Raw genomic sequence first — 20,477 nt, forward strand, 5'->3', positions numbered from 1 at the left:
GGGAGCGGCCTGATGTTTGGCAAGATCGCGGGCTTCGAGCTCCGCTACCAGCTGAAGTCGCCCGTCTTCTGGGTGGTGGCGGTCGTCTTCTTCCTGATGGTGTTCGGGATCACGGCGTCCAACCAGATCTCGATCGGCCTGGGCCCCAGCGATCACCGCAACGGGCCCTTCGCTCTGGCCCAGAACCACCTGATCTTCTCGATCTTCTTCATGTTCGTGACCACGGCCTTCGTGGCCAATGTGGTGGTGCGCGACGACGAGACGGGCTTCGGGCCGATCCTGCGGTCCACGCGGGTGAGGAAGTTCGACTATCTCTATGGCCGCTTTACCGGCGCCTTCCTGGCCGCGGCGATCGCGTTCCTGATCGTGCCCCTGGGGGTGTTTGTCGGCTCGCTGATGCCGTGGGTCGATCCCGAGCGGCTGGGACCGAACGACCTCAACGCCTATGTCTACGCCTATGTCGTCCTGGCCTTGCCGGCGATCCTGATGACCTCGTCGGTGTTCTTCGCCGTGGCGACGGTCACCCGGTCGATGATGTGGACCTATGTCGGCGTCATCGCCTTCCTGGTGCTGTACGTCATCGCCGGCATCGCCCTTGACCGGCCCGAGTTCGAGCAGGGCGCCGCCTACTGGGAGCCGCTGGGCACGGCCGCCTACGGCCTGGCCACCAAGTACTGGACCGCCAGCGAGCGTAACAGCCTGACCCCGCCGCTGGTCGGCGCCCTGCTGTTCAACCGCGTCTTCGTCGTCGCCCTGTCGCTGGGCTTCCTGGCCGCGGCCTACGGCCTCTTCCGCTTCCAGCCGGCGGATCTCTCGGGCCAACGCAAGGTCAAGAAAGCCAAGGAAGCCGATGAGCCCGCGCCCGTCGCTTCCAGCGGTCCGCTGCCCGCGCCGGTCTTCGACCGCCGCACGGCCTGGGCCCAACTGGCCATCCGTACGCGCCTGGACATGGGACAGGTGTTCAAGAGCCCGGCCTATTTCGTGCTGCTGGCCCTAGGGCTGGCCAACGCCATGGGCTCGCTGTGGTTCGCCACCGAGGCCGGCCGCTACGGCGGGGTGATCTATCCGGTCACCCGCGTGCTGCTGCAGCCGCTGCTGGGGTCGTTCGGTCTGATCCCGATGATCATCGCCATCTACTATTCGGGCGAGCTGGTCTGGCGCGAACGCGAAAAGAAGACCCACGAGATCATCGACGCCACGCCGGTGCCCGACTGGGCGTTCGTGGCTCCCAAGACCCTGGCCATCGGCCTGGTCCTGGTCTCGACCCTGCTGGTCAGCGTGGCCGCGGCCATCCTCACCCAGCTGCTGCACGGCTATTTCAACCTCGAGCTCCACAAGTACCTGCTGTGGTACGTGCTGCCGCAGGCCGTCGACTTCATCCTGATGGCGGTGCTGGCGGTGTTCCTGCAGGCGATCAGTCCGCACAAGTTCATCGGCTGGGGCCTGATGGTGATCTACCTGGTCACCACCATCACCTTCTCGAACCTGGGCTTCGAGTCGAAGCTCTACAACTACGCCGCCACCACCGACACGCCGTTCTCGGACATGAACGGCCTGGGCAAGTTCTGGATCGGGGCCTGGTGGCTGCGGGCCTATTGGAGCGCCTTCGCCCTGATCCTGCTGGTGCTGGCCTACGGCCTGTGGCGACGCGGGACCGAAAGCCGCCTGCTGCCGCGTCTGCGCCACCTGCCGCGACGCCTGAACGGCGGGGCGGGGCTGCTGGCCGGCGGAGCGCTGGCCGTCTTCGTCGGACTGGGCGGGTTCATCTACCTGAACACCAATGTCGTGAACCCTTACCGGACCACGATCGACAACGAGCGCTGGCAGGCCGAATACGAAAAGACCCTCCTCGTCTTCGAAAACACGCCCCAGCCCAAGATCGTCGCCATGACCCTGGACGTCGATCTCAAGCCCCATGCGCCCAGTGTCGAGACCAAGGGCTCGTACGTCTTCGAGAACAAGACCGCCGCGCCGCTGCGCGAAATCCACGTTCGCTTCGACCGCGATCTGAAGGTCAAGGGTCTGTCGATCGAGGGCGCGCGGCCCAAGCGGACCTTCGAGCGCTTCAACTATCGGATCTTCGCCTTCGACACGCCGATGGCGCCGGGCGAGCGGCGCAAGATGAGCTTCATCACCCAGCGCTCGCAGCGCGGCTTCCCCAACAGCGACCCGGAGACCCGCGTCGTCGACAATGGGACCTTCGTCAACAATCTGGAGATCGCGCCGATCCTGGGCATGTCGCGCGAGGGCCTGCTGCAGGATCGCGCCAAGCGCCGCAAGTATGGCCTGCCGGCCGAGCGCCGCATGGCCCCGCTGGGCGATGTGGCCTCTCGCCAGTTCAACGTCCTGCGCAAGGACGCCGACTTCGTCAGCTCCGACATCACGGTCACCACCGAAGCCGACCAGACCCCGATCGCGCCGGGCTACAAGGTCTCGGACACCGTCAAGGCCGGCCGTCGGATCGCCCGCTTCGTCACCGAAGCCCCCATCATGCCGTTCGTCTCTATCCAGTCGGCCCGCTACCAGGTCGCCACCGAGGCCTATAAGGGCGTCCAGCTGGCGGTCTATTACGACGCCCAGCATGCCTGGAACATCGAGCGGATGAAGACCTCGATGAAGCGGTCTCTGGATTACTTCCAGGCCAATTTCAGCCCCTACCAGTTCCGCCAGCTGCGCTATCAGGAGTTCCCCGCCTACGCGCAGTTCGCCCAGTCGTTCGCCAACACCATTCCGTGGTCGGAGGGGATGTTCTTCATCTCCGATTATCGTGATCCGACCAAGATCGACATGGTCACCTATGTCGGGGCGCACGAGATCGGCCACCAATGGTGGGCCCATCAGGTGATCGGCGCCGACCAGCAGGGCAGCACCATGCTGGTGGAGACCTTCGCCCAGTACTCGGCCCTGATGGTGATGAAGCATACCTATGGCGAAGCCGAGATCCGCAAGTTCCTGAAGTTCGAACTGGACAGCTATCTGCGCGCGCGGGGTGGCGACGTCATCGACGAGCAGCCGCTCTACAAGGTCGAGAACCAGCAATATATCCATTACCGCAAGGGTTCGCTGGTCATGTACCGGCTGCAGGACCAACTGGGCGAGGAAGTCGTCAACCGCGCCCTGCGCCGGCTGATCGCCCAGTACGCCTTCAAGGGCGCGCCCTATCCGATCACTACCGATTTCCTGACGATCCTGCGGTCCGAGGCCCCGGCCGACAAGCAGGCCCTGATCACCGATCTGTTCGAGAAGATCACGCTCTACGATCTCAAGACCAAGAGCGCGGTGGCCAAGAAGCGGGCGGACGGTCGGTTCGACGTCACCGTGACCATCGACGCTCAAAAGAAGTACGCCGACGGCAAGGGTAGGGAGACGGGCGCAGCCCTGAACGAGACCATGGACATCGGCCTGTTCGCCGCCAAGCCGGGCGACAAGGGCTTCGAAGCCAAGGATGTGGTGCTCTACCAGCGCCGGCCGATCCGTTCGGGCGTCCAGACCTTCACCTTCACGGTGGCCAAGGCGCCGCGTTTCGCGGGCGTCGATCCCTACAACACGGTGATCGACCGCAACGGCGACGACAACACGATCGCCGTTGGGGCCAAGAGCGAATGAGCGAGACCCTGACGTTGAAGATGGACGGGCCGGCGCTGGACGCCTTCCTGCGCCGCGCTTTTCCGGAAGCTGATCCGGACCACATGCCCCGGGTGTTGGAAGCCGAGCCGGGCCGTGTGCTGATGGTCCAGCCCTTCTCCAGCCGGCAGCTGCGGCCGGGCGGGGTGATCTCGGGGCCGACCCTGATGACCCTGGCCGATACCGCGGCCTACGCGCTGGTTCTGGCCCATATCGGCGAGGTGGCCATGGCGGTCACGACCTCGCTGACCATCCACTTCCTGCGCGGATGCAAACCGGGCGACCTCGTCGCCGAGGCCGCCCTGCTCAAGCTTGGCCGCCGCATCGCGACGGCCGATATCCTGCTCTGGACGGAAGGGCGAGAGCGTCCGGCCGCCAAGGCGACCGTCGCTTACGCCATTCCGTAGCCGCTGCGGTCCTTAGTGACCGGCGGCCTTTTCGTTGGCCTTGGCCACGTCCTTGCCGGTGTCGAAGCCCTTCTTCAGACCCTCGGCCTGGTTCAGGTGCTCCTGGACCTTGGGCGCGGTGGCGGCGGCGAAGGCCTTGATGGCCGGGGTGTCGCCGTCCTGGGCGTAGCGCTGCAGCAGGTTCAGGGCCGCCTGGTGGGCGTCGACCTGGCTGTCGGCGTACTTCTTGTCGAAGTCCTTGGCGTCAGCCTTGGTCAGGTCGTCCAGCTTGCCCTGGGCGTCCGACGACAGCATCGTCGGCAAGGTGATGGTCGCGCCCGAGGCGGCGATGGCGGCCTTCAGCTCGGTGCTGGTGGCGGTGTGGGCCTTTTCCATCGCGGCGGCGAACTTCTTGACCGACGGATTGGTCGAGCGCGTGGCGGCCAGTTTGGCGGCTTCGACCTCGAACATGTCGCTGTCGGCGGCCTTGGCGGCGAACACGTCGGCCTTGGTCTCGTCGGCCGGGGTCGGGACGGTCGCGGCGGGGTTGGCGTCCGGCGTTGCGGCCTGTTCAGCCGGGGTGGCCGCGCCCTTGGTCTCTTCGGTCTTGGGACCGCAAGCGGCGAGGCTGAGGGCGGCGATGGCGGCGCCAGCGATCATCAGATGACGGTTCATGGCTCTGTCTTTCCCTGCGCGTTTTTCTTAGGAAGTCGTGGACCGACGCTGCGCGGCGCCGGAATGATCAACAGAACATCACGGGGCCGTGAACGGTTCCGGTTGAAGTGGGGGAATAACAAATGACACTGAAGGCCTCGGTGGGTCCGCTTTCTGGCCTGCGTGTCATCGAAATGGGCTCGCTGATCGCGGGGCCGTTCTGTGGCCAGGTGCTGGGCGATTTCGGCGCCGAGGTGATCAAGCTGGAGGATCCCGGAACCGGAGACCCGATGCGTCAGTGGGGGCGTTCCAAGCCCAAGGGCCTGTCGCCCTGGTGGCCGGTGATCGGCCGCAACAAGAAGTCCGTCACCCTGGATCTGCGCACCGACGAGGGCCGCGACATCGCCCGCGCCCTGATCGCCAAGGCCGACGTGGTGGTCGAGAACTTCCGTCCCGGCACGCTGGAGAAGTGGGGCATGGGCTACGAGGCGCTCGCCGCGAGCCATCCCGGCCTGGTGATGGCGCGGGTCTCGGGCTTCGGCCAGACCGGTCCCTATTCGAAGCGCGCCGGCTATGCCCTGGTCGGCGAGGCCATGGGGGGGCTTCGTCACATCACCGGCGAGCCAGACCGCAACCCGGCCCGGGCCGGCATCTCGATCGGCGACAGCCTGTCGGGCCTGAACGCGGCGCTGGGCGTGATGATGGCCCTGCACGCCCGCGAACGGACGGGTAAGGGCCAGGTCGTCGACGCCGCCATCTACGAAAGCGTGCTGACGGTGATGGAGAACCTGATCACCGAGTACGATCTGACGGGCTATGTCCGCGAGCGCTCGGGCGCCGTGCTGCCCGGCATCGCACCGTCTAACGTCTATCCGACCAAGTCCGGCGAACTGGTCCTGATCGGCGCCAACCAGGACACCCTGTTCCGCCGGCTATGCGATCTCATGGGCCGACCCGACCTGGCCGACGACGTCCGCTACCGGGATCACGCCGCCCGCGGGGCCAACCAGGCCGAGCTGGACGCCCGCATCGCAGCCTGGACTCTCGATCAGGATATCGACGTCCTGCTGCCCAGGCTGGAAGCTGCGGGCCTGGCGACGGGTCGCATCTACCGCGCGCCGGACATGATCGAGGACCCGCAATTCGTGGCCCGCGAGTCGATCGTGGCGGTGCCCCATCCGGTGTTCGGCGAGATCAAGATGCAGAACGCCTTCCCGCGACTGACGGAAACGCCGGGCGGCGTGCGGTGGCCGGGGCCGACGCTCGGCGAGCACACGGACGAGGTGCTGAACGAGGTGGCGGGACTGAGCGCGGAGGCGGTGGAGGGACTGCGGGGGCGCAAAGTGATCTGACGCTCCAAGCGCCCCCTCCGTCTCGTCGCCTATCGGCGCCGATCCACCTCCCCCGTTGCACGGGGGAGGAAAGGTTCTTCTCCTCCCTCGCGAAGCGGGGGAGGTGGCGCGATGCGGATACGCATCGTGACGGAGGGGGCGCTAAAGCATGCGCCGGAAATACACCACGCGCTCGGTTTCCTCGAACCCGATCGCTCGGTGAAACGCATGGCTCTGAACGTTGTCTTCCAAGGCGTCCGACGCCAGTTCCGTGCAGCCTTGCTCGCGGCCCCAGGCGACGATCGCCTCGCACAACGCCCGAGCGATGTCGGCCTTGCGGTAGTCGGGCGCGACGTAGATGCCCTCGACGAACGCCACCGGCGTTGTGTCGCAACCGTTGACGTAGTCGTGACGCAGGGCCGCCTCGGCGAAGCCGGCGAGCGTGCCGTCCGGCGTCTCGGCGACGAAGTTGGCCAGATTAGCGTCGTTCAGCATGTCCGCGGCTTCGTCGCGATGCTCGGCTGTCGAGCCATCCGGCCACAGGTCGGCACGCAAGGTCGCCCACGCGTCCAGATCATCGGCTTGCGCCCGGCGGACGATCACGCCCGGCCGGTGACGCCGGCCACGGCGCGGGCGATCTGGTGGACATTGTAAGGCTTGCGGACGATCGGGGCGTCAAAGCCCATCGGCGCGGCCTTGTCGGCATAGCCGGTAGCGAACACGAACGGTCGCCCCATGCTGCGCAGGATCTCGGCGACCGGGGCCACCGACTGGCCGTTGAGGTCGGCGTCCAGAACGGCGACGTCGAAGTCCTGCTCGACCATCGCCAGGGCCTCGCCCAGTTCGGCCGCGCAGCCGACGACGTGGACGCCGGCGTCCTCCAACCCCGCTTCCAGCTCCATGGCCAGCAGAAGAGAGTCCTCGACGATCAGCACCTTCAGGCCGGCGATCGCGCCCGGGCGGATGGTTTCGTCGGACGCGACGACGGTCTCGACGATGCGCTCGGGCGCGGCCTCCACCGGCTCCTCGGGCGGCGCGTCGGCCAGGGCCTCGGCCGAGCCCTGGATCATGGCCGTGACGCCGCTGGGTCGGTAGTTGATGTGGGCCGAGCCGCCCAATTCACGGCCGGCGACGTCCTCGATCAGGGTGGCGCCGAAGCCCTTGGCCTGGGGCGGATTGGCGGGCGGGCCGCCGGTTTCCAGCCACTCCAGCGCAAAGCCGCCCTCGGGCGTGCGCCGCCAGACGACCTCGACCTTGCCGTTCTCCGAAGAGAGCGAGCCATAGCGCACGGCGTTGACCGCCAGCTCGTGAAGGGCCAGCGACAGGGCCGAGGCCGCGCGCGGGGTCAGGAAGATTTCCGGCCCGTCCCAGCGGGTCTGGGTTGGCGACAGGCCGCCCAGCTCGGCGGCGGCGATCCGCGCCAGGGTCGCGCCGCGCCAGCGGGCGGCGGTCAGCAGATCGTGAGCCGAGCTCATCGACTTCAGCCGGCCGGCGAAGGTCTTCAGGAAGACGTCCAGCGAGGCCGACTTGCGCGCCGACTGGGCGGCCACCGACTGGACCACGGCCAGCAGGTTCTTGATGCGGTGGTCCAGCTCGGCGACCAGGTTCTCGCGCTGCTCTTCCTCGGCCCGGCGCTCGGTGATGTCCTGGACGACGCCGATCAGATAGGCCGGCTCGCCGTCCGGTCCCAGCAGGTTGACGCCGGCGCTGTGGTTCCAGACCTCGCGGCCATCGGCGTCGGTGGCGCGACGATACTCGACGTCATAGCGGCCGCCCTCGGCCAACTGGGCGTTGATCGCCTCGCGCGTCGTGTCGCGCTCGTCGGGATGTATGTAGGCGAACAGCGCCCGGCCATCCTCGCCCGGCGCCTCGCCGGCGGGGATGTCGGCGATCGCGGCCAGACGCGGGCTGATCTTGAAGACGTCGCGTTTGATGTCCCACTCGAACTCGCCCAGGCTGGCGGCCGAGATGGCCAGCTTCAGCCGCTCGCTCTCCAGCGTGCGATCCTTGCCGACGGGCTTGAGAGCTTCGGCGGCGAGTTCGGCGAGGTCCTGCAGCGCCTCGAGATCCTCGGGCGAGGCCGGACCGCTGGTTCCGGGGCCTTCGACGACCAGAGCGCCCAGGGCCAGGCCTTCGGTATTGCGGATCGGCACGGCCAGATCGACCGGCGCATCGGCGCTGACCACACGGTCGGCCAGATCGCCGGCGCGGGGGCTCTGGGGGGCGGCATAGCCGATATGGGCCAACCGCCAGACGCGGTCCTGATCAACCAGCGCGATTGCAGCGCGAGGGGCGTCGAACAGGCGGGCGGCCAGTCGGACGAGCCGCAGGAAGCGCGGCTCATTCGTCGCGCCGTCGAGAATATCCAAGGCCTTCAAGGCGTCGAGCCTGGCGGCTTCCTGGCGGTCGTCGGTGACGATGGGGGCGTCCTCCATGATTCGACCTTAGACTCGCTTCGCGCAGGGCGCGAGCGCATTTGGCATAGTCATGAGCGTCGACTTACGGGGGAATCCCCTGTGGTGAAGCTTGCAGACCTTGGGTATCTTGGAACCGTACGCCAAGCTCGGCGTTGTCGAGGCGCAGCTTCCGCGCCCCGGTTGGTCGCGTCGCGAACAGGAGATGTCCATGCCCGCCAATTCCCCCGCCGCCAAGGAAGCCGACAAGGCCAAGACCGCCACGCTGGAGGCCGTCGAGCACGCCGAGCGCAGCTTCGCCGAAGCCGCCAACGCCGCGCGCGTCCAGCTGACCGACGCCGCCAAGCGCGTTGAGAAGTCGCTGGCCGAAGGCCTCGACACTCTGCGCGCCCAGAGCCGCACCTATACCGACACTGCTGGCCAGCAGATCGAAGACGCCCAGCGCTACGCCTCGGAGCGTATTCGCGAGCGTCCGATCACCGCCACCCTGGCCGGTCTCGGCGTCGGCGTGTTGATCGGCCTGCTGCTGTCCGGCGGCCGTAGCAACAACCGGTGATCTTCGAAAAGACCCTCATGACGCTGGCTGCGGCCGCGGCGATCGCCGCCGCCGCCGCGGTTGGTGTCGTGTCCGCCGCCTTCGCCGTCTATGCTGTCCTCGTACCGTTGGTCAGCGCCGCTGGCGCTGCGGCGATCGTCGCGGGCATTGCGGCCCTGATCGTCGCCATCGCCGGCATGATCGCCGCGCGCAAGGTCGAGGGCCATCGCACTCACAGCCAGGCGCCGCCGCCGGTCGGCGGTTTCGACATCACCGGCCGCATCGTCGATATCGTGCGTGAAAAGCCGATGATGTCGATCGGCATCGGTCTGGCCGCCGGGATCTTCGCGCTGAAGAACCCGACCCTGACCGCCACGGTCGCCAAGGCGTTCCTGGATCCCAGGCCGCCGCCGCCGCGCTGATCGCCCGGATCAAGACAAGACGCCGCCGGGTCTCTCGGCGGCGTTTTCATGTTCGATACCTGGAAATCCCCATGAAACCCCAAGTCTCAAAGGGGATTTATCTCTAAAATTTGAGCGAGATCATGGTGCGAAACCCCTCGCGCTTTGGCGTCGCCCACTCTAGATGCCGTGCGGCGTTCCCGTCTTGCGGGGGAACGCCTTCCCAAGGAGACACCATGTACAAGCTGCCGGACCTGCCCTACGCCTACGACGCTCTGGAGCCGACGATCTCCGCCAACACCCTGCGCTTCCACCACGACAAGCACCATGCCGCCTATGTCACGGCCCTGAATGGCCTGCTGGACGGCGACGACAAGGGTTCGCTGGAAGCCGTCATCAAGGGCGCAGGTCCGGGCAAGGTGTTCAACAACGCCGCTCAGGCCTGGAACCATGCCTTCTTCTGGGATGGCCTGTCGCCGACCAAGACCGCGCCGGGCGCGGATCTGGCCGCCGCCATCGAGTCGACCTTCGGCGGCGTCGACGCCCTGAAGGAAAAGTTCGTCGCCGAAGGCATCGGCCACTTCGGTTCGGGTTGGGTGTGGCTGGTCTCGGACGCCTCGGGCGCCCTGAAGATCATCTCGACCCACGACGCCGAGAGCCCGGTCACCCAGGACCTGACGGCCCTGTTGGTCGCCGACGTCTGGGAGCACGCCTATTATCTGGACTACCAGAACCTGCGTAAGGGCTTCCTGGAAGCCGTGTTCGACAACGTTCTGAACTGGACCCTAGCTGACAGCCAGTACGCCGCCGCCAAGTCGGGCCAGCAAGGCTGGGCCTATCCGGCGCCGGAATAGCTTCAGAATTCCGGAACGCCGGGGAGTCGGGCGCGTTGTTCTGGAGCGAGGCTGCTTAAGCTTCGATCCAGACAACGCCCCCGGTTCTCTTGCCGGGCCAAGCCGGAGAGTCCGATGCTGAATTGGGCCGTTACTTTCCTGGTGATCGCTTTGATCGCCGCCCTGCTGGGCTTTACCAGTGTCGCGGGCACGGCGATCGGGATCGCCAAGATCCTGTTCTATATCTTCCTGATCCTTTTCGTGGTGTCGCTGGTCAGCCATCTGTTCCGCGGACGCGGGGCGAGGTAGCGACCTCATCAGGACGAGACTTGAACGGCGCGGCTTCGGCTGCGCCGTTTTCGTTTGTGGGGATCAGAGGCGGCGGTCGAAGGCCCAGGTGCGCCAGACGTCGAACTGGCCGCGTTCATAGGCCAGGGCTTTCACCCTTATGCATTCGGGCTCGATCTCGATGACATTGAAGCCCGGGGCTGCGCCGCGCTCGCGCACCGACAGGGTGCCCGAGCCCACCGCCTGGGTCTTGCCGTCGCCGAACGGGATGGCGGTGACGAACGGCAGGTGGATGTGGCCCGACAGGATGACGTCGGCGCCGGCCGCCACGAACCGGTTGGCCGCATCGACCCCGCCGTGGACCTTGGCGGTCATCGGCCCGCCCAGAATCTCCATCAGCGGATGATGGCAGACCACCACGCGCAGATCGCCGGCCGGGGCGGCCTCCAGCTCGCGCACCACACGGCGAATCTGGCCATGCGACACCGCGCCCTTCGACCAATTCCAGCGCACCTGAGCGATGCGAGCGCTGTTCAGTGAGGCCACGGTGATCCCCGGCGCGCGCCAGGCCGCGCCGTCCTCGTCGCCGAACCTCTCCTTGAATCGGCCCCAGCCGCGGGTGAACCGCTCGAAGAGTTCGCCCGGGCCCACGAACGGGGTGTCGTGATTGCCTGGAACGACGATCATGGGGTCTGGCAGTCGCGATAGCCACTCGGCGGCGGCTTCGAACTCGGCCGCCTTGCCGTCCAGGGTCAGATCGCCGGCAGCCACCACCAGATCCGGCTGGGCCTCAACGATCCACGCAGCCGCCGCCTCGACCGCTTCGCGGTTCTCGCCGCCGAAGTGGATGTCGGAGACCTGAACCAGCTTCATGCGGTCGTAACCGAGGCGGCCGTGGGCAGTTCCGGTGGAACCAGGGCGCGGAAGGCCTTGGGGCGAAAGCGGATGGAGACTTCGGGCTCGAACCGCGCCGGCTCGCCGTCCAGGATCGCGGGGATGCGTCCGCCGGCCCAGACCCGGCCGGTTCGGCACAGGCCGGCATTCACCGACGGATCCTCACGCCACTGGCCGCGCGCGGCGTTGAACCCCAACCTGAAGACGTCCAGAGCGCTGGACGGATCGAGGGCTGCGGCTTCCAGCGCCCGCTCGTCTGCGTCCAGGGCGGTGGAGACCAAGGGGCACATCAGGGTCAGGGCCTCGGCCTTGATCTTGTCGCGGCCATCCAGTTCGAAGCGCAGCCGACCGGAGAAGGCGCGGCGGAAGGCGCGATGGGCGCGGGCCACGGCGATGTCGAAGCGGCCTTCGCGGGCGGCCTCGCGGGCGGTGGCCCACAGGGCGGGACTGCCCAGGATCGCGGCGACGAAGAACAGCCGTCCGCCGACCTCGCCGCCGGAGATGTCGCGGGCCTCGCCTTCTTCCAGGCACGCGCGCATGGCCGTCTGCCAGTCGCGTTCGCCGTAGAGGGCGCGGGGCAGCATGTTCATGGTCCCGCCGGGCAGGGGCGCGATCAACGGTCCGCTGGGGCCGGCCATCTCGGCGGCCGCCCGGGCGGTGCCGTCGCCGGCCAGCACCAGGACGGCGTCCGGCGCGGCGTCGATCGCCTCACGCAAGCAGTCGACCAGCTCGCCCGGCTGGGGCGCGTGGACGACGCCCTTGACGCCATGCTCGGCCAACAGCTGCTCGGCGACCTGCGGCGCGTCTGGCCCGACCGAACCCGAAGCGGTGTTCACGACGACATCGATGCGTTTCATGGACGCCCCTGACTTACGACCCGCCCACCCAACGGTCCAAGCTGCGCCATGGTTCCGCTTTCGGACGCCGCCGTGGGTCAGCGGAACCGTCCGCGCCAACGACCGTTTGCTGAGCAGGAACCAGCTCGGAGCGGAGAGCCACCATGATGAAGACCGTAATCGCCCTGATGGGCGTGGGCGTGCTCGCCAGCGCGTGCACCTCGACCGGCAACACTGAACGCAACGCCGCCGGCGGCGCCGCTCTGGGCGCGCTGGCAGGCGCCGTGATCGGCAACAATGTCGGCAGCGGCAGCGCCAGCACGGGCGCCGCTATCGGGGCGGCCATCGGCGGCACCGCCGGCGCCATCAAGGGCTGTCGCGAAGACGGCGGCTGCGGCGCCAACTCGGCCAACCGTCGCCAGTATTACGACGAGCGCGCCGGTCGCTACTATTATTACGACTCGCGTGCAGGTCGGTACTATTGGGAAGACGGTGCTCCGCGCTACTAAGGTAGAGCAAGGCGACGACGCCCATCGAAAGGCGATCGGCTAGGCCGGTCGCCTTTTGCATGTTCGGGAGGCTGGAGGGATGGCGATGAAGACGAAGATGATCGTTGGCGTGGTTCAGGTTGCGACGCTAGGCGGTGTGGTGTTGGCCCTCGCAGGCTGCGCCAGCTCGCAGGGACCGTGGCGCACCTTGCGCAAGCCGGTGGCGGCTGCTGCGCCCAACTGCGTGGCGTTCAAGTCGTCGATCTATTTCGAGCAGGACAGCGCGTCGCTGACGCCGGAAGCGATCCAGGTTCTGGAGAACGCCCGCGACCAGTCGCGCGGCTGTGCGGTCAAGTCGGTGCGCGTGGTGGGTCTGGCCGATGCGGTCGGGACGTCCGCCGCCAATCTGGCCCTGTCCAAGCGCCGCGCTGACACCGTGTCCTCGAGCCTGGCGCGCCACGGCTTCAGCAAGGTGGATTTCGACAAGGAAGCCTTTGGCGACGCCGGCGCCGTGGCCGCCTCGGGCGCCGCCGCCCCGCTGCGTCGTCGGACCGACATCCTGTTCGATCTCGAGGCCAAGTAGGATCCACGAAGAAAGGCGGGCCGGGTAACCGGTCCGCCAAAAGTTCGCATCAACAAAGGGGGGTGCGAAGGCGGCAGGCTGACTATCGCCAGCCTCAAGTCGGGGGGGCGTCGCCGCCTTCACGAAGAGGAAAACGAGATCGCGCCCAGGTGGTTCCCGCCGGGCGCGATTTTTTTTGACGCGAGTTCGAAGCGCGGAAAACGGGAACGGCGGGACAGGCGGAACGTTGGAAACTGCAGGCGACACGTGGTTGCCGGGGCAGGGGAGAGACGTCGTGATCCGGACTTATCAGGCCGAGCATGGCGGAATGGTTTTCGAAAAGGCGCTGTCACGGCGTCAAAAAAAGATGCGCACGCGGATCATGGCCTTGGCCGTGATCGCCACGATCGCAGCGTCGGCCGGCATGGTGCAGGCGATGCACGATCGGTCCGCCTTCGAGCGGGCGTACGCGTCCAACACCTGGGTTCCGTAGGAGGTAGGACATCATGCCCGCCGACATTCATCATCCGCAGACCGCCGCCCAGAGCCGCGGTCCTCGTGTCAACGCCACCCGGGCCCGTCAGGGCCGGTGGGGCAAACAGATCTTCTGGGTCCTGATCGTCTCGACCGTGCTGGCCGCGATCGCCTTGTTTGGCGCCTGGAGCTTCCGAGCCAATGATCTGGCCGCAGTCGAGGTCAACAACGGCCCGGCGACGTCCGCCGAGGTTCAGGCCTATGACACGCCGCAACAGCCGGCGCGCCAGACACCCGCAAACTAGCGGCGATCGTTTCGACTATCGAAGGGCGGTCTCCTCGCGGGGGCCGCCCTTTCGCATGCGCTAAGCGCCGCCTTCGCCACGATGCGGATCGGCGGCGAGACGGTGATGGCGCAAAGCAAAACGGCCCCCCTTTCGGGAGGCCGTTCGCTATTCAGGCGATCTCGTTCGGGAAGTAAGATCTGGCGGAAGCCGAGATCAGGCCGCCTTGGTGGTGGACTTGCGCGGATGGAAGAACAGCGCCTGACCGATCGCCGCCTTCACCGTTTCCGGCTGGAAGGGCTTGGTGATCAGGAAGGTCGGCTCGGGGCGCTCGCCGGTCAGCAGGCGCTCGGGGAAGGCGGTGATGAAGATCACCGGCACGTCCATCCGACCCAGGATGTCCTTGACCGCGTCGATGCCCGACGAGCCGTCGGCCAGCTGGATGTCGGCCAGGACCAAGCCCGGCGTGCGGCGGGCGACGGCCTCGACGGCTTCGCTGCGCGTGGCGGCGATGTCGATGACGTCATGACCCAGTTCCTTGACCAGGGCCTCGATGTCGGCGGCGATGACCGGCTCGTCCTCGATGATCAGGACTTCGGTGGCCAGTTCGGCGTCGATCTCGGCCTGGGCGTCGGCGATCAGGCGTTCCACCTCGCCGAAGTCGCAGTCCAGGATCTGGGCGGCTTCCGACGGGGTGAAGCCCTCGAGCGCGGTCAGCAGGAAGGCCTGACGCGAGCGAGGAGCGATGCGCAGCAGACGCTGGGCGGCGTCGTCACCGGCCGTGGCGGTGTCTTCGCGGCGCGCCTCGAGCTGAGCGCCCGAACTGAGCCAGATGGCGTGGAACACGCGGTACAGCGCCACGCGCGGCGACAGTTCGCCGTCCAGAGCGCGCTCGCCAGCCGCGAGGGCTTCCAGGGCCACGCGGACATAGTGGTCGCCGGTCGTCTGATCGCCGGTCAGGGCGCGAGCGTAGCGGCGGATATAAGGAAGATGCGGCGCTAGCCGAGCTAGAAGACTCATGACCCCTCCCGATGCGGTGTCTTTGGAAACATACAAACGAACGGCGAAGCTGGGCCGTTCCGTCGAACGTCGATAACGTGCCCTACCGGATACCGGTTCCGTCGGTCGCCGTTTTTTGACATCTTATGCTCAAGCTTATGGAACCCGGTACGGAAATCCACGTTGTCGTCTGGCGAAGATACATTCGGCCAAAGGGGGCGGATGCCGATGCAAATGCATTTCGGTGTCGAGGACATGATCGAACACGTACCCATGGAAGACAAACGCAAGAGCGCCGCGGCGCTGGATGAAGCCCGCCTGCGCCAGCAGGCCATCGGCGTGAAGCTGCGCCAGATGTTCGATGAGGTCGTCAACGAGCCGGTGCCGGACGAATTCCTCGATATTCTGCGCAAGGCAGAGCCTCCGGCAGGAGGTCGCTGAGCATGGAAGAAGAGAAACAAGTTGGGCGCTCCGCGCCCGACCCCGTGCGCGATCCCGTGTTCAAGCGCGAGCTGGTCACGCTGATTCCGCATCTGCGCGCCTTCGCCCGCACCCTGACCGGTGACGCCACCGCAGCCGATGATCTGGCGCAGGACGCCATGATGAAGGCCTGGGACGCGCGCGCCAGCTTCCAGCTGGGGACCAACATGAAGGCCTGGACCTTCATGATCCTGCGCAACCAGTTCTATTCGGAGAAGCGTCGCAGCTGGCGTCAGAGCCAGCTGGACCAGGAAGCCGCCGAGCGGACCCTGGTCGCCGTCGACGATCCCGAAGCGCCCGTCGCCCTGGACGAGCTGCGGCTTGGCCTGGCCATGCTGCCGGCCGAGCAGCGTGAAGCGCTGATCCTGGTCGGCGCAGGCGGTTTCGCCTACGAGGAAGCAGCCGACATCTGCGGCTGCGCCGTCGGGACGGTGAAGAGCCGGGTCAGCCGGGCGCGCCGTGCTCTGCAGGCCATCCTCGAAGCGGGCAATTACGACCGTGACGGGGGCGCCGCCGGCGACGCTATGCGAGCGATCCTGGCCGACGCGGAGCGGTTGAGCTCCCTACGGTGAACGCTTTGGCCGGCCGCGCTGCGCAGGCCGTAACGTCGATCCGAGTCCGCTTGGCCGTTGCGCTCAGCGTGGCCTTGCTCCCTGTGCTCATTCTGGGCGTCATGCAGTCGATCTTCGCCTTCCGGGCGGAGGCCGACTCGCGTCGCCAGAGCCTGGAGCTGGCCGCTGGGCGCAGCGCCGCCATTGCGCGGGCGCGGATCGAGGCTGCGGGCGTGCTGCTCCAGACCCTGGGCCCCGGTTCGGTGGGGCTGGAGTGCGCCCAGCGCCTGGCGGACGTGCGCGCCCGCTTGCCGGGCTACGCCAACCTGATCCGCTTCGATGCGCGGGGCCGCGTGGCCTGCGCGGCCGCCACCACGCCCTATGACACTGAGCGTGGCACGCGAGGCTGGTTCCAGTCGCTGCGCGGCGGGGCCGGCATGGTCGTGGCCGCCGCGCCTGGCGCAGTCTACGCTAACGAACCGGCCGTGCTGGCCGCCGTTCGCGCCGGCGGTCCCGACGATTTCCAGGGCGCCATGGCCGCGGTGCTGACTCTGTCGGAACTGAAGGTCGAGACCGCCAACCGCTACATGCCGGGCGGCGCCGAGGTGGCCCTGGCTGATTCGACCGGCAAGGTGTTCGCCGCCACCAATCCGCAGGCCTTCGACGCCCCGCGGGCGGGCTGGCGCGAGACCGCCAGCCGCAACGGCTCGGTGATCTGGGGCGGCCAGGACGCCCACGGCAAGTCGCGCAGCTATTCGGCCGCGCCGCTGGTCGAGGACAATGTCTTCGTCATCCTGTCGGCCCCTGCCCCGGGCATCATGTCCTGGGCCTCGATCAATCCGATCTCGCGCGTGGCCCTGCCGTTACTGGCCTTCGTGCTGGCGCTGTCGGCGGTGCTCTACGCCGCCGAGCGCGGGGTGATCCGCTGGATCGTCTATCTGCAGCGCGTGGCGGCGATCTATGCCCGCGGCCGCTTCACCGTTCGTCCCCTGCAGGCCGAGCGCGCGCCGCCCGAAATTCGCGAACTGGCCGCCACCCTGGACGCCATGGCCGGCGCCATCGTCACCCGCGACGCCTCGCTGATGGACAGCCTGGCCGAGAAGGACGCGCTGATGCGCGAGATCCATCACCGGGTGAAGAACAATCTGCAGATCATCACCTCGCTGCTGAACATGCAGCAGCGGGCGCTGGCGGACCCTGCGGCCAAGGCGGCGATGAACGACACGCGCCAGAGAATCACCGCCCTGGCCCAGATCTACCGCGCCCTCTACCAGGGGCCGGACCTCAAGCGCGTCGACCTGCGGCCGTTCCTCGAGGAGCTGACCGCCCAACTGCTGGCCAACGACATGTCGACCTCGCCGCTGGTTCGGACCGAGGTGCATGCCGATCCTCTGGTCATCGATCCCGATCGCCTGGCCCCGATCGCCCTGTTCGCCGTTGAGGCGATCACCAACGCCCAGAAACATGCCTTCGGCCCGAATGGCGGGGTGCTGAGCGTCAACTTCCATGTTCGCGGCGAAGAGGCCGAGCTGTCGATCAGCGACGATGGTCCAGGCGCAGCCGACAGCGTGGGCGGCGGCGTGGGCCGCACCCTGATGACTGCTTTCGCCCGCCAGCTGCGCGGCAAGGTGTCGTTCGAAAGCCGCGATCCGCGGGGTCTGACCGTCCGCCTTGTGTTCCCGACGCCACAGGCCTGAGCCAGCGTGATTGTGGCGCGAAAGCGCCGGAACCGAGCTTCGCTGCTAGCGTTTTCTCCGGGCACTGTTTCAAGCGCCCCTTCCCGATCCCCTCGGGGCGAACAGCGGAGAAGACCATGCGTAAGCTCATCATCCTGGCCGCCATCGCCGCCAGCCTGTCCGTCGCCGCCTGCAACACCGTCGAAGGCGCCGGCCGCGACGTCTCGTCGGCCGGTCGCGCCGTCAGCGACACTGCCAGCGACGTGAAGAACAACTAAGGCTGATTCATCAGCCGTTGTTCTCGAAAGCCCGCCGGTTCATCCGGCGGGCTTTTGTTGTTTCTGGATGCGACGAAACTGTTTCCGTCTCGCAACCTAGGGGCGTTTTGCCGATATCCGCCTGCAAGATCGCCGCGCGAGCTTCACCGCCCTGATCTGGGGGCGAAACCGGCTTGCCGACGACCGACATCCATCCTGTCTTCGTGCACAGCGGTTGGCGCTGCTCCAGCACCTATGTCTGGCACCGCTTCCGGGCGCTGCCGGGCGTGCGCGCCTATTACGAGCCCTGGCACGAGCAGTTGGCGCGGGTTACGGCCGAGACCATCAACGCCGAGACCCCCGACAACAGCGGCCTGCGTCACCCCGGCGGGACGGAGCCCTACCTGAAGGAGTTCGAGGCGGTGCTGGACCCGGCGGGCGGAGTGCGCAACTTCCAGGCCGGTTTCGCCCTCGACCGCTTCTGGATCGAGCCCGAAGCCAGCGATCTTGGCCAGCAGGCCTATGTCGAGACCCTGGTCGAGGCGGCGCGGTCGCGGGGCGAGATCCCCGTGCTGGCCTGTTGCCGCACCCTGGGCCGCGTCGGTTGGCTCAAGCGTCGATTCGGCGGCTTTCACATCATGCTGGTCCGCGATCCGGTGCAGCAGTGGCTGTCGTTCTACTCGTTGCGCAAGCGGCCGCGGCCGACCTATTTCGAGCAGTGTCACTATGTTCTGCTGTCGGAGATGGCGGGCTGCGAGGACATCTCTCGCACTCTGTTGCTGGGCCACGACTTCGACGGTTCGGGGAGCCTGGAGCAGCGGCTGGCTGCGGTGCGCGACAAGCTCAAGCGCGCCCCGGCCAGCGTCTCGTTCCAGGCCTTTCTGGCGGTATGGCTGCGGTCGTATCTGAAGGCCCTGCCGCAGGCTGACCTGGTAGTCGACGTCGACCGGCTGGCTCGCGACCAGGCCTATGCGCGGCAGATCGAGGCGGCAATCGAGGTCGGCTGCGGTCTGAGGCCCGACTTCTCCGACTGCCGCGCGCCCGCTCCGCACGGCATCGCCCCGCCGGTCCAATGGCGGCGGGCGGCGCGCGAGGTGGTCGATCTGATGGATCTGCACCAGGCCGTGGTGGGTCCCGAGGCGCCGGAGATCCTGTTTCGCAAGCTGGCGCCCGCCTTCGCGGCGGTGACACCTGCGCCGGTGGGCATGGCGATGAAGCTGGGCGAGGCGCTGGGCGGTCTCGTCGGCGGCGCGGCCCTGGGGCGCGCGCCGGCGAAAGCCTATGCGGCGGCGGCGGCGCGCACCGAGGGATCGCGCAGATAGATCCCCGTGTCGCCCGGCGCGGCGATCAGGTCGCCTTCGAAATCGGAGACGTCGTCTTCGCGATCAACCACCAGCACGCCGTCGGCCGGCAGCAGGGCGACCAGGGCCTCGACCACCTTGCCACGTAGCGAGGCGTCCATGCCGCGCAGCACGCCGCGTAGCAGGATGACGTCGAAACGGCCCATGGCCGACAGGTCGGCCAGCAGGTTCAGGCGCCGCCAGCGCACCATTTGCCGGATGCGAGGCGAGATCGCCCAGGTGTCGTCGTGGTTCTCGAAATACTTGATCAGCATGCGGATCGGCAGGCCGCGCTGAACCTCGAACTGGGTGTAGAGGCCCGCTTGGGCCTTCTCCAGGGCGCGCTCGGACAGGTCGGACCCGAAGAACTCGAACCGCGTGCCGGTCGTTAGATTGGGCGCTTCGTGCGCCGCGATGGCGATCGAATAGACTTCCTGGCCGGTGGCGCAGGCTGCGCTCCAGATGCGGATCGGGCTCTCGCGGCGACGCTGCGACAGGGCCGGCAGCACGTCGTCACGCAGGGCGGCGAAGGTCTCGCGGCCGTTGAAGAAGGTGGTCTCGCCGCGGCACAGGGCCTCGACGATGGCCCAGATCAGGCGATCCTCGCGATTGGCGCGCAGGGCCCCGATCAGGGCGTCGATCGATTCGTAGCCTTCGCGCCGCGCCAGCGGCGAGAGGCGGCTTTCGATCAGATAGGGTTTCTCGATTTCGACCCGCACGCCGGCGCGGGCGCGGCCCAGGGCCGCCAGCAGGTCCAGATCCTCAGGCGTCACAGCAGGCCCGCCTCGGCGAACTTCGCCTGGATGATCTCGCCGTCGAACGGCTTCATGATGTACTCGTCGGCGCCGGCGTCCAGCGCTGCGCGGATATGATCGACGCTGCTCTCGACCGTGCAGAACACCACCTTGGGCGTGTCGCCGCCCGGCTCGGCCCGCAGGTTGCGCAGGAACTCCAGCCCGTTCATCACCGGCATGTTCCAGTCCAGCAGGACAGCGTCGGGCATGGCCGCGCGGCACCACGCCAGGGCCTCCATACCATCGGCGGCCTCGGCGATCTCGAAGCCGATGTCCTCGAGGACTCGGCGGGCGACCTTACGGATCACCCTGCTGTCGTCGACCACCAGGCAGGTCTTCACGGCATGCTCCAATCCAGACCGGCATCATGCGAACG

25 protein-coding genes are annotated in these 20,477 nt (G+C 67.5%); 16 read left to right on the forward strand and 9 right to left on the reverse strand.

Annotation, left to right across the window (positions count from 1 at the left end):
- The first annotated feature begins 12 nt into the window (after nt 1-12).
- Both E1H18_RS10830 and E1H18_RS10835 read left to right on the forward strand, forming a co-directional pair.
- Complete coding sequence (locus E1H18_RS10830; RefSeq protein ID WP_172267447.1) at nt 13-3,606, forward strand: M1 family metallopeptidase; 3,594 nt, start codon at nt 13-15, stop codon at nt 3,604-3,606.
- Entirely contained in the window at nt 3,603-4,031 is a 429-nt protein-coding gene (locus E1H18_RS10835; RefSeq protein WP_172267450.1) for a PaaI family thioesterase, read from the forward strand. Before E1H18_RS10830 ends, E1H18_RS10835 begins: the two co-directional genes overlap by 4 nt.
- A gap of 12 nt (nt 4,032-4,043) precedes the next feature.
- Here the strand turns inward: E1H18_RS10835 and E1H18_RS10840 are convergent, their stop codons facing one another.
- Complete coding sequence (locus tag E1H18_RS10840) at nt 4,044-4,685, reverse strand: DUF4142 domain-containing protein (protein WP_172267453.1); 642 nt, start codon at nt 4,683-4,685, stop codon at nt 4,044-4,046.
- Between the two features lie 122 nt (nt 4,686-4,807).
- Between E1H18_RS10840 and E1H18_RS10845 the strand changes: the two genes are divergently transcribed.
- Complete coding sequence (locus tag E1H18_RS10845; protein WP_172267456.1) at nt 4,808-6,016, forward strand: CaiB/BaiF CoA-transferase family protein; 1,209 nt, start codon at nt 4,808-4,810, stop codon at nt 6,014-6,016.
- 141 nt (nt 6,017-6,157) lie between these two features.
- Here E1H18_RS10845 and aac(6') read toward each other — a convergent pair whose 3' ends face one another.
- Together aac(6') and E1H18_RS10855 are read right to left on the reverse strand one after the other, a co-directional pair.
- On the reverse strand, nt 6,158-6,598 hold the full coding sequence (gene aac(6') / locus E1H18_RS10850; RefSeq protein WP_172267459.1) for an aminoglycoside 6'-N-acetyltransferase: 441 nt from the start codon (nt 6,596-6,598) through the stop codon (nt 6,158-6,160).
- Nucleotides 6,595-8,430, reverse strand: coding sequence for an HWE histidine kinase domain-containing protein (locus E1H18_RS10855; RefSeq protein WP_172267462.1), 1,836 nt, complete (start codon nt 8,428-8,430; stop codon nt 6,595-6,597). The genes aac(6') and E1H18_RS10855 overlap by 4 nt, the downstream gene beginning before the upstream one ends.
- Nucleotides 8,431-8,620: 190 nt before the next feature.
- Here E1H18_RS10855 and E1H18_RS10860 point away from each other — a divergent pair, with 190 nt between their 5' ends.
- The 4 genes from E1H18_RS10860 to E1H18_RS10875 all read left to right on the forward strand — a co-directional run bounded on the left by E1H18_RS10860 (nt 8,621) and on the right by E1H18_RS10875 (nt 10,487).
- Nucleotides 8,621-8,965, forward strand: coding sequence for a hypothetical protein (locus E1H18_RS10860; protein ID WP_172267465.1), 345 nt, complete (start codon nt 8,621-8,623; stop codon nt 8,963-8,965).
- The gene (locus tag E1H18_RS10865) at nt 8,962-9,366 is read left to right on the forward strand and encodes a hypothetical protein (protein WP_172267468.1); all 405 of its coding nucleotides are present in this window, start codon (nt 8,962-8,964) and stop codon (nt 9,364-9,366) included. The genes E1H18_RS10860 and E1H18_RS10865 overlap by 4 nt, the downstream gene beginning before the upstream one ends.
- 215 nt (nt 9,367-9,581) lie before the next feature.
- Nucleotides 9,582-10,199 (forward strand): superoxide dismutase, encoded by a 618-nt coding sequence (locus E1H18_RS10870; RefSeq protein WP_172267471.1) that lies wholly within the window; start codon nt 9,582-9,584, stop codon nt 10,197-10,199.
- A gap of 114 nt (nt 10,200-10,313) precedes the next feature.
- Nucleotides 10,314-10,487, forward strand: coding sequence for a DUF1328 domain-containing protein (locus E1H18_RS10875; RefSeq protein ID WP_172267474.1), 174 nt, complete (start codon nt 10,314-10,316; stop codon nt 10,485-10,487).
- A 63-nt stretch (nt 10,488-10,550) separates the two neighbouring features.
- Here E1H18_RS10875 and E1H18_RS10880 read toward each other — a convergent pair whose 3' ends face one another.
- A complete protein-coding gene (locus E1H18_RS10880) occupies nt 10,551-11,339 on the reverse strand; it encodes a metallophosphoesterase (protein WP_172267476.1) in 789 nt (262 codons plus the stop codon).
- Nucleotides 11,336-12,217: a diacylglycerol kinase family protein gene (locus E1H18_RS10885; RefSeq protein WP_172267478.1), complete on the reverse strand. Its 882-nt coding sequence runs from the start codon at nt 12,215-12,217 to the stop codon at nt 11,336-11,338. The genes E1H18_RS10880 and E1H18_RS10885 overlap by 4 nt, the downstream gene beginning before the upstream one ends.
- 143 nt (nt 12,218-12,360) lie before the next feature.
- Between E1H18_RS10885 and E1H18_RS10890 the strand changes: the two genes are divergently transcribed.
- From E1H18_RS10890 to E1H18_RS10905, 4 genes are all read left to right on the forward strand, one after another.
- Nucleotides 12,361-12,705, forward strand: coding sequence for a glycine zipper domain-containing protein (locus E1H18_RS10890; protein WP_172267479.1), 345 nt, complete (start codon nt 12,361-12,363; stop codon nt 12,703-12,705).
- 85 nt (nt 12,706-12,790) lie between these two features.
- Nucleotides 12,791-13,267, forward strand: coding sequence for an OmpA family protein (locus E1H18_RS10895; RefSeq protein WP_241735969.1), 477 nt, complete (start codon nt 12,791-12,793; stop codon nt 13,265-13,267).
- A 346-nt stretch (nt 13,268-13,613) separates the two neighbouring features.
- The gene (locus tag E1H18_RS27110) at nt 13,614-13,739 is read left to right on the forward strand and encodes a hypothetical protein (RefSeq protein ID WP_255500963.1); all 126 of its coding nucleotides are present in this window, start codon (nt 13,614-13,616) and stop codon (nt 13,737-13,739) included.
- 13 nt (nt 13,740-13,752) lie between these two features.
- Nucleotides 13,753-14,025, forward strand: a complete 273-nt coding sequence (locus E1H18_RS10905) for a hypothetical protein (RefSeq protein WP_172267483.1) — start codon at nt 13,753-13,755, stop codon at nt 14,023-14,025.
- A gap of 195 nt (nt 14,026-14,220) precedes the next feature.
- Here E1H18_RS10905 and E1H18_RS10910 read toward each other — a convergent pair whose 3' ends face one another.
- On the reverse strand, nt 14,221-15,024 hold the full coding sequence (locus tag E1H18_RS10910) for a response regulator (protein WP_172267485.1): 804 nt from the start codon (nt 15,022-15,024) through the stop codon (nt 14,221-14,223).
- Between the two features lie 234 nt (nt 15,025-15,258).
- Here E1H18_RS10910 and E1H18_RS10915 point away from each other — a divergent pair, with 234 nt between their 5' ends.
- From E1H18_RS10915 to E1H18_RS10930, 4 genes are all read left to right on the forward strand, one after another.
- Nucleotides 15,259-15,444, forward strand: coding sequence for a NepR family anti-sigma factor (locus E1H18_RS10915; protein ID WP_081612907.1), 186 nt, complete (start codon nt 15,259-15,261; stop codon nt 15,442-15,444).
- A gap of 2 nt (nt 15,445-15,446) precedes the next feature.
- A complete protein-coding gene (locus E1H18_RS10920) occupies nt 15,447-16,055 on the forward strand; it encodes a sigma-70 family RNA polymerase sigma factor (protein ID WP_172267487.1) in 609 nt (202 codons plus the stop codon).
- A 101-nt stretch (nt 16,056-16,156) separates the two neighbouring features.
- Nucleotides 16,157-17,731 carry a sensor histidine kinase gene (locus E1H18_RS10925; RefSeq protein WP_241735988.1) on the forward strand — a complete coding sequence of 525 codons (1,575 nt, stop codon included), beginning with the start codon at nt 16,157-16,159 and terminating at the stop codon, nt 17,729-17,731.
- A gap of 116 nt (nt 17,732-17,847) precedes the next feature.
- Nucleotides 17,848-17,988 (forward strand): entericidin A/B family lipoprotein, encoded by a 141-nt coding sequence (locus E1H18_RS10930; RefSeq protein ID WP_172267491.1) that lies wholly within the window; start codon nt 17,848-17,850, stop codon nt 17,986-17,988.
- Nucleotides 17,989-17,998: 10 nt separating this feature from the next.
- Here the strand turns inward: E1H18_RS10930 and E1H18_RS10935 are convergent, their stop codons facing one another.
- A complete protein-coding gene (locus E1H18_RS10935; RefSeq protein ID WP_172267494.1) occupies nt 17,999-18,178 on the reverse strand; it encodes a hypothetical protein in 180 nt (59 codons plus the stop codon).
- Between E1H18_RS10935 and E1H18_RS10940 the strand changes: the two genes are divergently transcribed.
- Nucleotides 18,162-19,289, forward strand: a complete 1,128-nt coding sequence (locus E1H18_RS10940) for a hypothetical protein (RefSeq protein ID WP_194247948.1) — start codon at nt 18,162-18,164, stop codon at nt 19,287-19,289. The genes E1H18_RS10935 and E1H18_RS10940 overlap by 17 nt on opposite strands.
- On the opposite strand, the gene E1H18_RS10945 is transcribed toward E1H18_RS10940, so the two are convergent.
- The gene (locus E1H18_RS10945) at nt 19,247-20,080 is read right to left on the reverse strand and encodes a protein-glutamate O-methyltransferase CheR (RefSeq protein ID WP_172267497.1); all 834 of its coding nucleotides are present in this window, start codon (nt 20,078-20,080) and stop codon (nt 19,247-19,249) included. The two genes, E1H18_RS10940 and E1H18_RS10945, sit on opposite strands and share 43 nt — an antisense overlap.
- Nucleotides 20,077-20,454 (reverse strand): PleD family two-component system response regulator, encoded by a 378-nt coding sequence (locus E1H18_RS10950; protein WP_172267500.1) that lies wholly within the window; start codon nt 20,452-20,454, stop codon nt 20,077-20,079. Before E1H18_RS10950 ends, E1H18_RS10945 begins: the two co-directional genes overlap by 4 nt.
- Nucleotides 20,455-20,477: the final 23 nt, after the last annotated feature.

Origin of the sequence: Caulobacter sp. RHG1 (assembly GCF_013181195.1) — a bacterium.
GTDB lineage: Bacteria > Pseudomonadota > Alphaproteobacteria > Caulobacterales > Caulobacteraceae > Caulobacter.

Bases quoted from the DNA above. Each gene is read 5' to 3' on its own strand.
- E1H18_RS10835 (WP_172267450.1), top strand. From the start codon at position 3,603: ATGAGCGAGACCCTGACGTTGAAGATGGACGGGCCGGCGCTGGACGCC.
- E1H18_RS10880 (WP_172267476.1), bottom strand. From the start codon at position 11,339: ATGAAGCTGGTTCAGGTCTCCGACATCCACTTCGGCGGCGAGAACCGC.
- E1H18_RS10840 (WP_172267453.1), bottom strand. From the start codon at position 4,685: ATGAACCGTCATCTGATGATCGCTGGCGCCGCCATCGCCGCCCTCAGC.
- E1H18_RS10870 (WP_172267471.1), top strand. From the start codon at position 9,582: ATGTACAAGCTGCCGGACCTGCCCTACGCCTACGACGCTCTGGAGCCG.
- E1H18_RS10925 (WP_241735988.1), top strand. From the start codon at position 16,157: ATGCAGTCGATCTTCGCCTTCCGGGCGGAGGCCGACTCGCGTCGCCAG.
- E1H18_RS10930 (WP_172267491.1), top strand. From the start codon at position 17,848: ATGCGTAAGCTCATCATCCTGGCCGCCATCGCCGCCAGCCTGTCCGTC.
- E1H18_RS10855 (WP_172267462.1), bottom strand. From the start codon at position 8,430: ATGGAGGACGCCCCCATCGTCACCGACGACCGCCAGGAAGCCGCCAGG.
- E1H18_RS10895 (WP_241735969.1), top strand. From the start codon at position 12,791: ATGAAGACGAAGATGATCGTTGGCGTGGTTCAGGTTGCGACGCTAGGC.
- E1H18_RS10890 (WP_172267479.1), top strand. From the start codon at position 12,361: ATGATGAAGACCGTAATCGCCCTGATGGGCGTGGGCGTGCTCGCCAGC.
- E1H18_RS10935 (WP_172267494.1), bottom strand. From the start codon at position 18,178: ATGTCGGTCGTCGGCAAGCCGGTTTCGCCCCCAGATCAGGGCGGTGAA.
- E1H18_RS10845 (WP_172267456.1), top strand. From the start codon at position 4,808: ATGACACTGAAGGCCTCGGTGGGTCCGCTTTCTGGCCTGCGTGTCATC.
- E1H18_RS10885 (WP_172267478.1), bottom strand. From the start codon at position 12,217: ATGAAACGCATCGATGTCGTCGTGAACACCGCTTCGGGTTCGGTCGGG.
- E1H18_RS10915 (WP_081612907.1), top strand. From the start codon at position 15,259: ATGATCGAACACGTACCCATGGAAGACAAACGCAAGAGCGCCGCGGCG.
- E1H18_RS10905 (WP_172267483.1), top strand. From the start codon at position 13,753: ATGCCCGCCGACATTCATCATCCGCAGACCGCCGCCCAGAGCCGCGGT.
- E1H18_RS10830 (WP_172267447.1), top strand. From the start codon at position 13: ATGTTTGGCAAGATCGCGGGCTTCGAGCTCCGCTACCAGCTGAAGTCG.
- E1H18_RS10875 (WP_172267474.1), top strand. From the start codon at position 10,314: ATGCTGAATTGGGCCGTTACTTTCCTGGTGATCGCTTTGATCGCCGCC.
- E1H18_RS27110 (WP_255500963.1), top strand. From the start codon at position 13,614: ATGCGCACGCGGATCATGGCCTTGGCCGTGATCGCCACGATCGCAGCG.
- E1H18_RS10910 (WP_172267485.1), bottom strand. From the start codon at position 15,024: ATGAGTCTTCTAGCTCGGCTAGCGCCGCATCTTCCTTATATCCGCCGC.
- E1H18_RS10860 (WP_172267465.1), top strand. From the start codon at position 8,621: ATGCCCGCCAATTCCCCCGCCGCCAAGGAAGCCGACAAGGCCAAGACC.
- E1H18_RS10920 (WP_172267487.1), top strand. From the start codon at position 15,447: ATGGAAGAAGAGAAACAAGTTGGGCGCTCCGCGCCCGACCCCGTGCGC.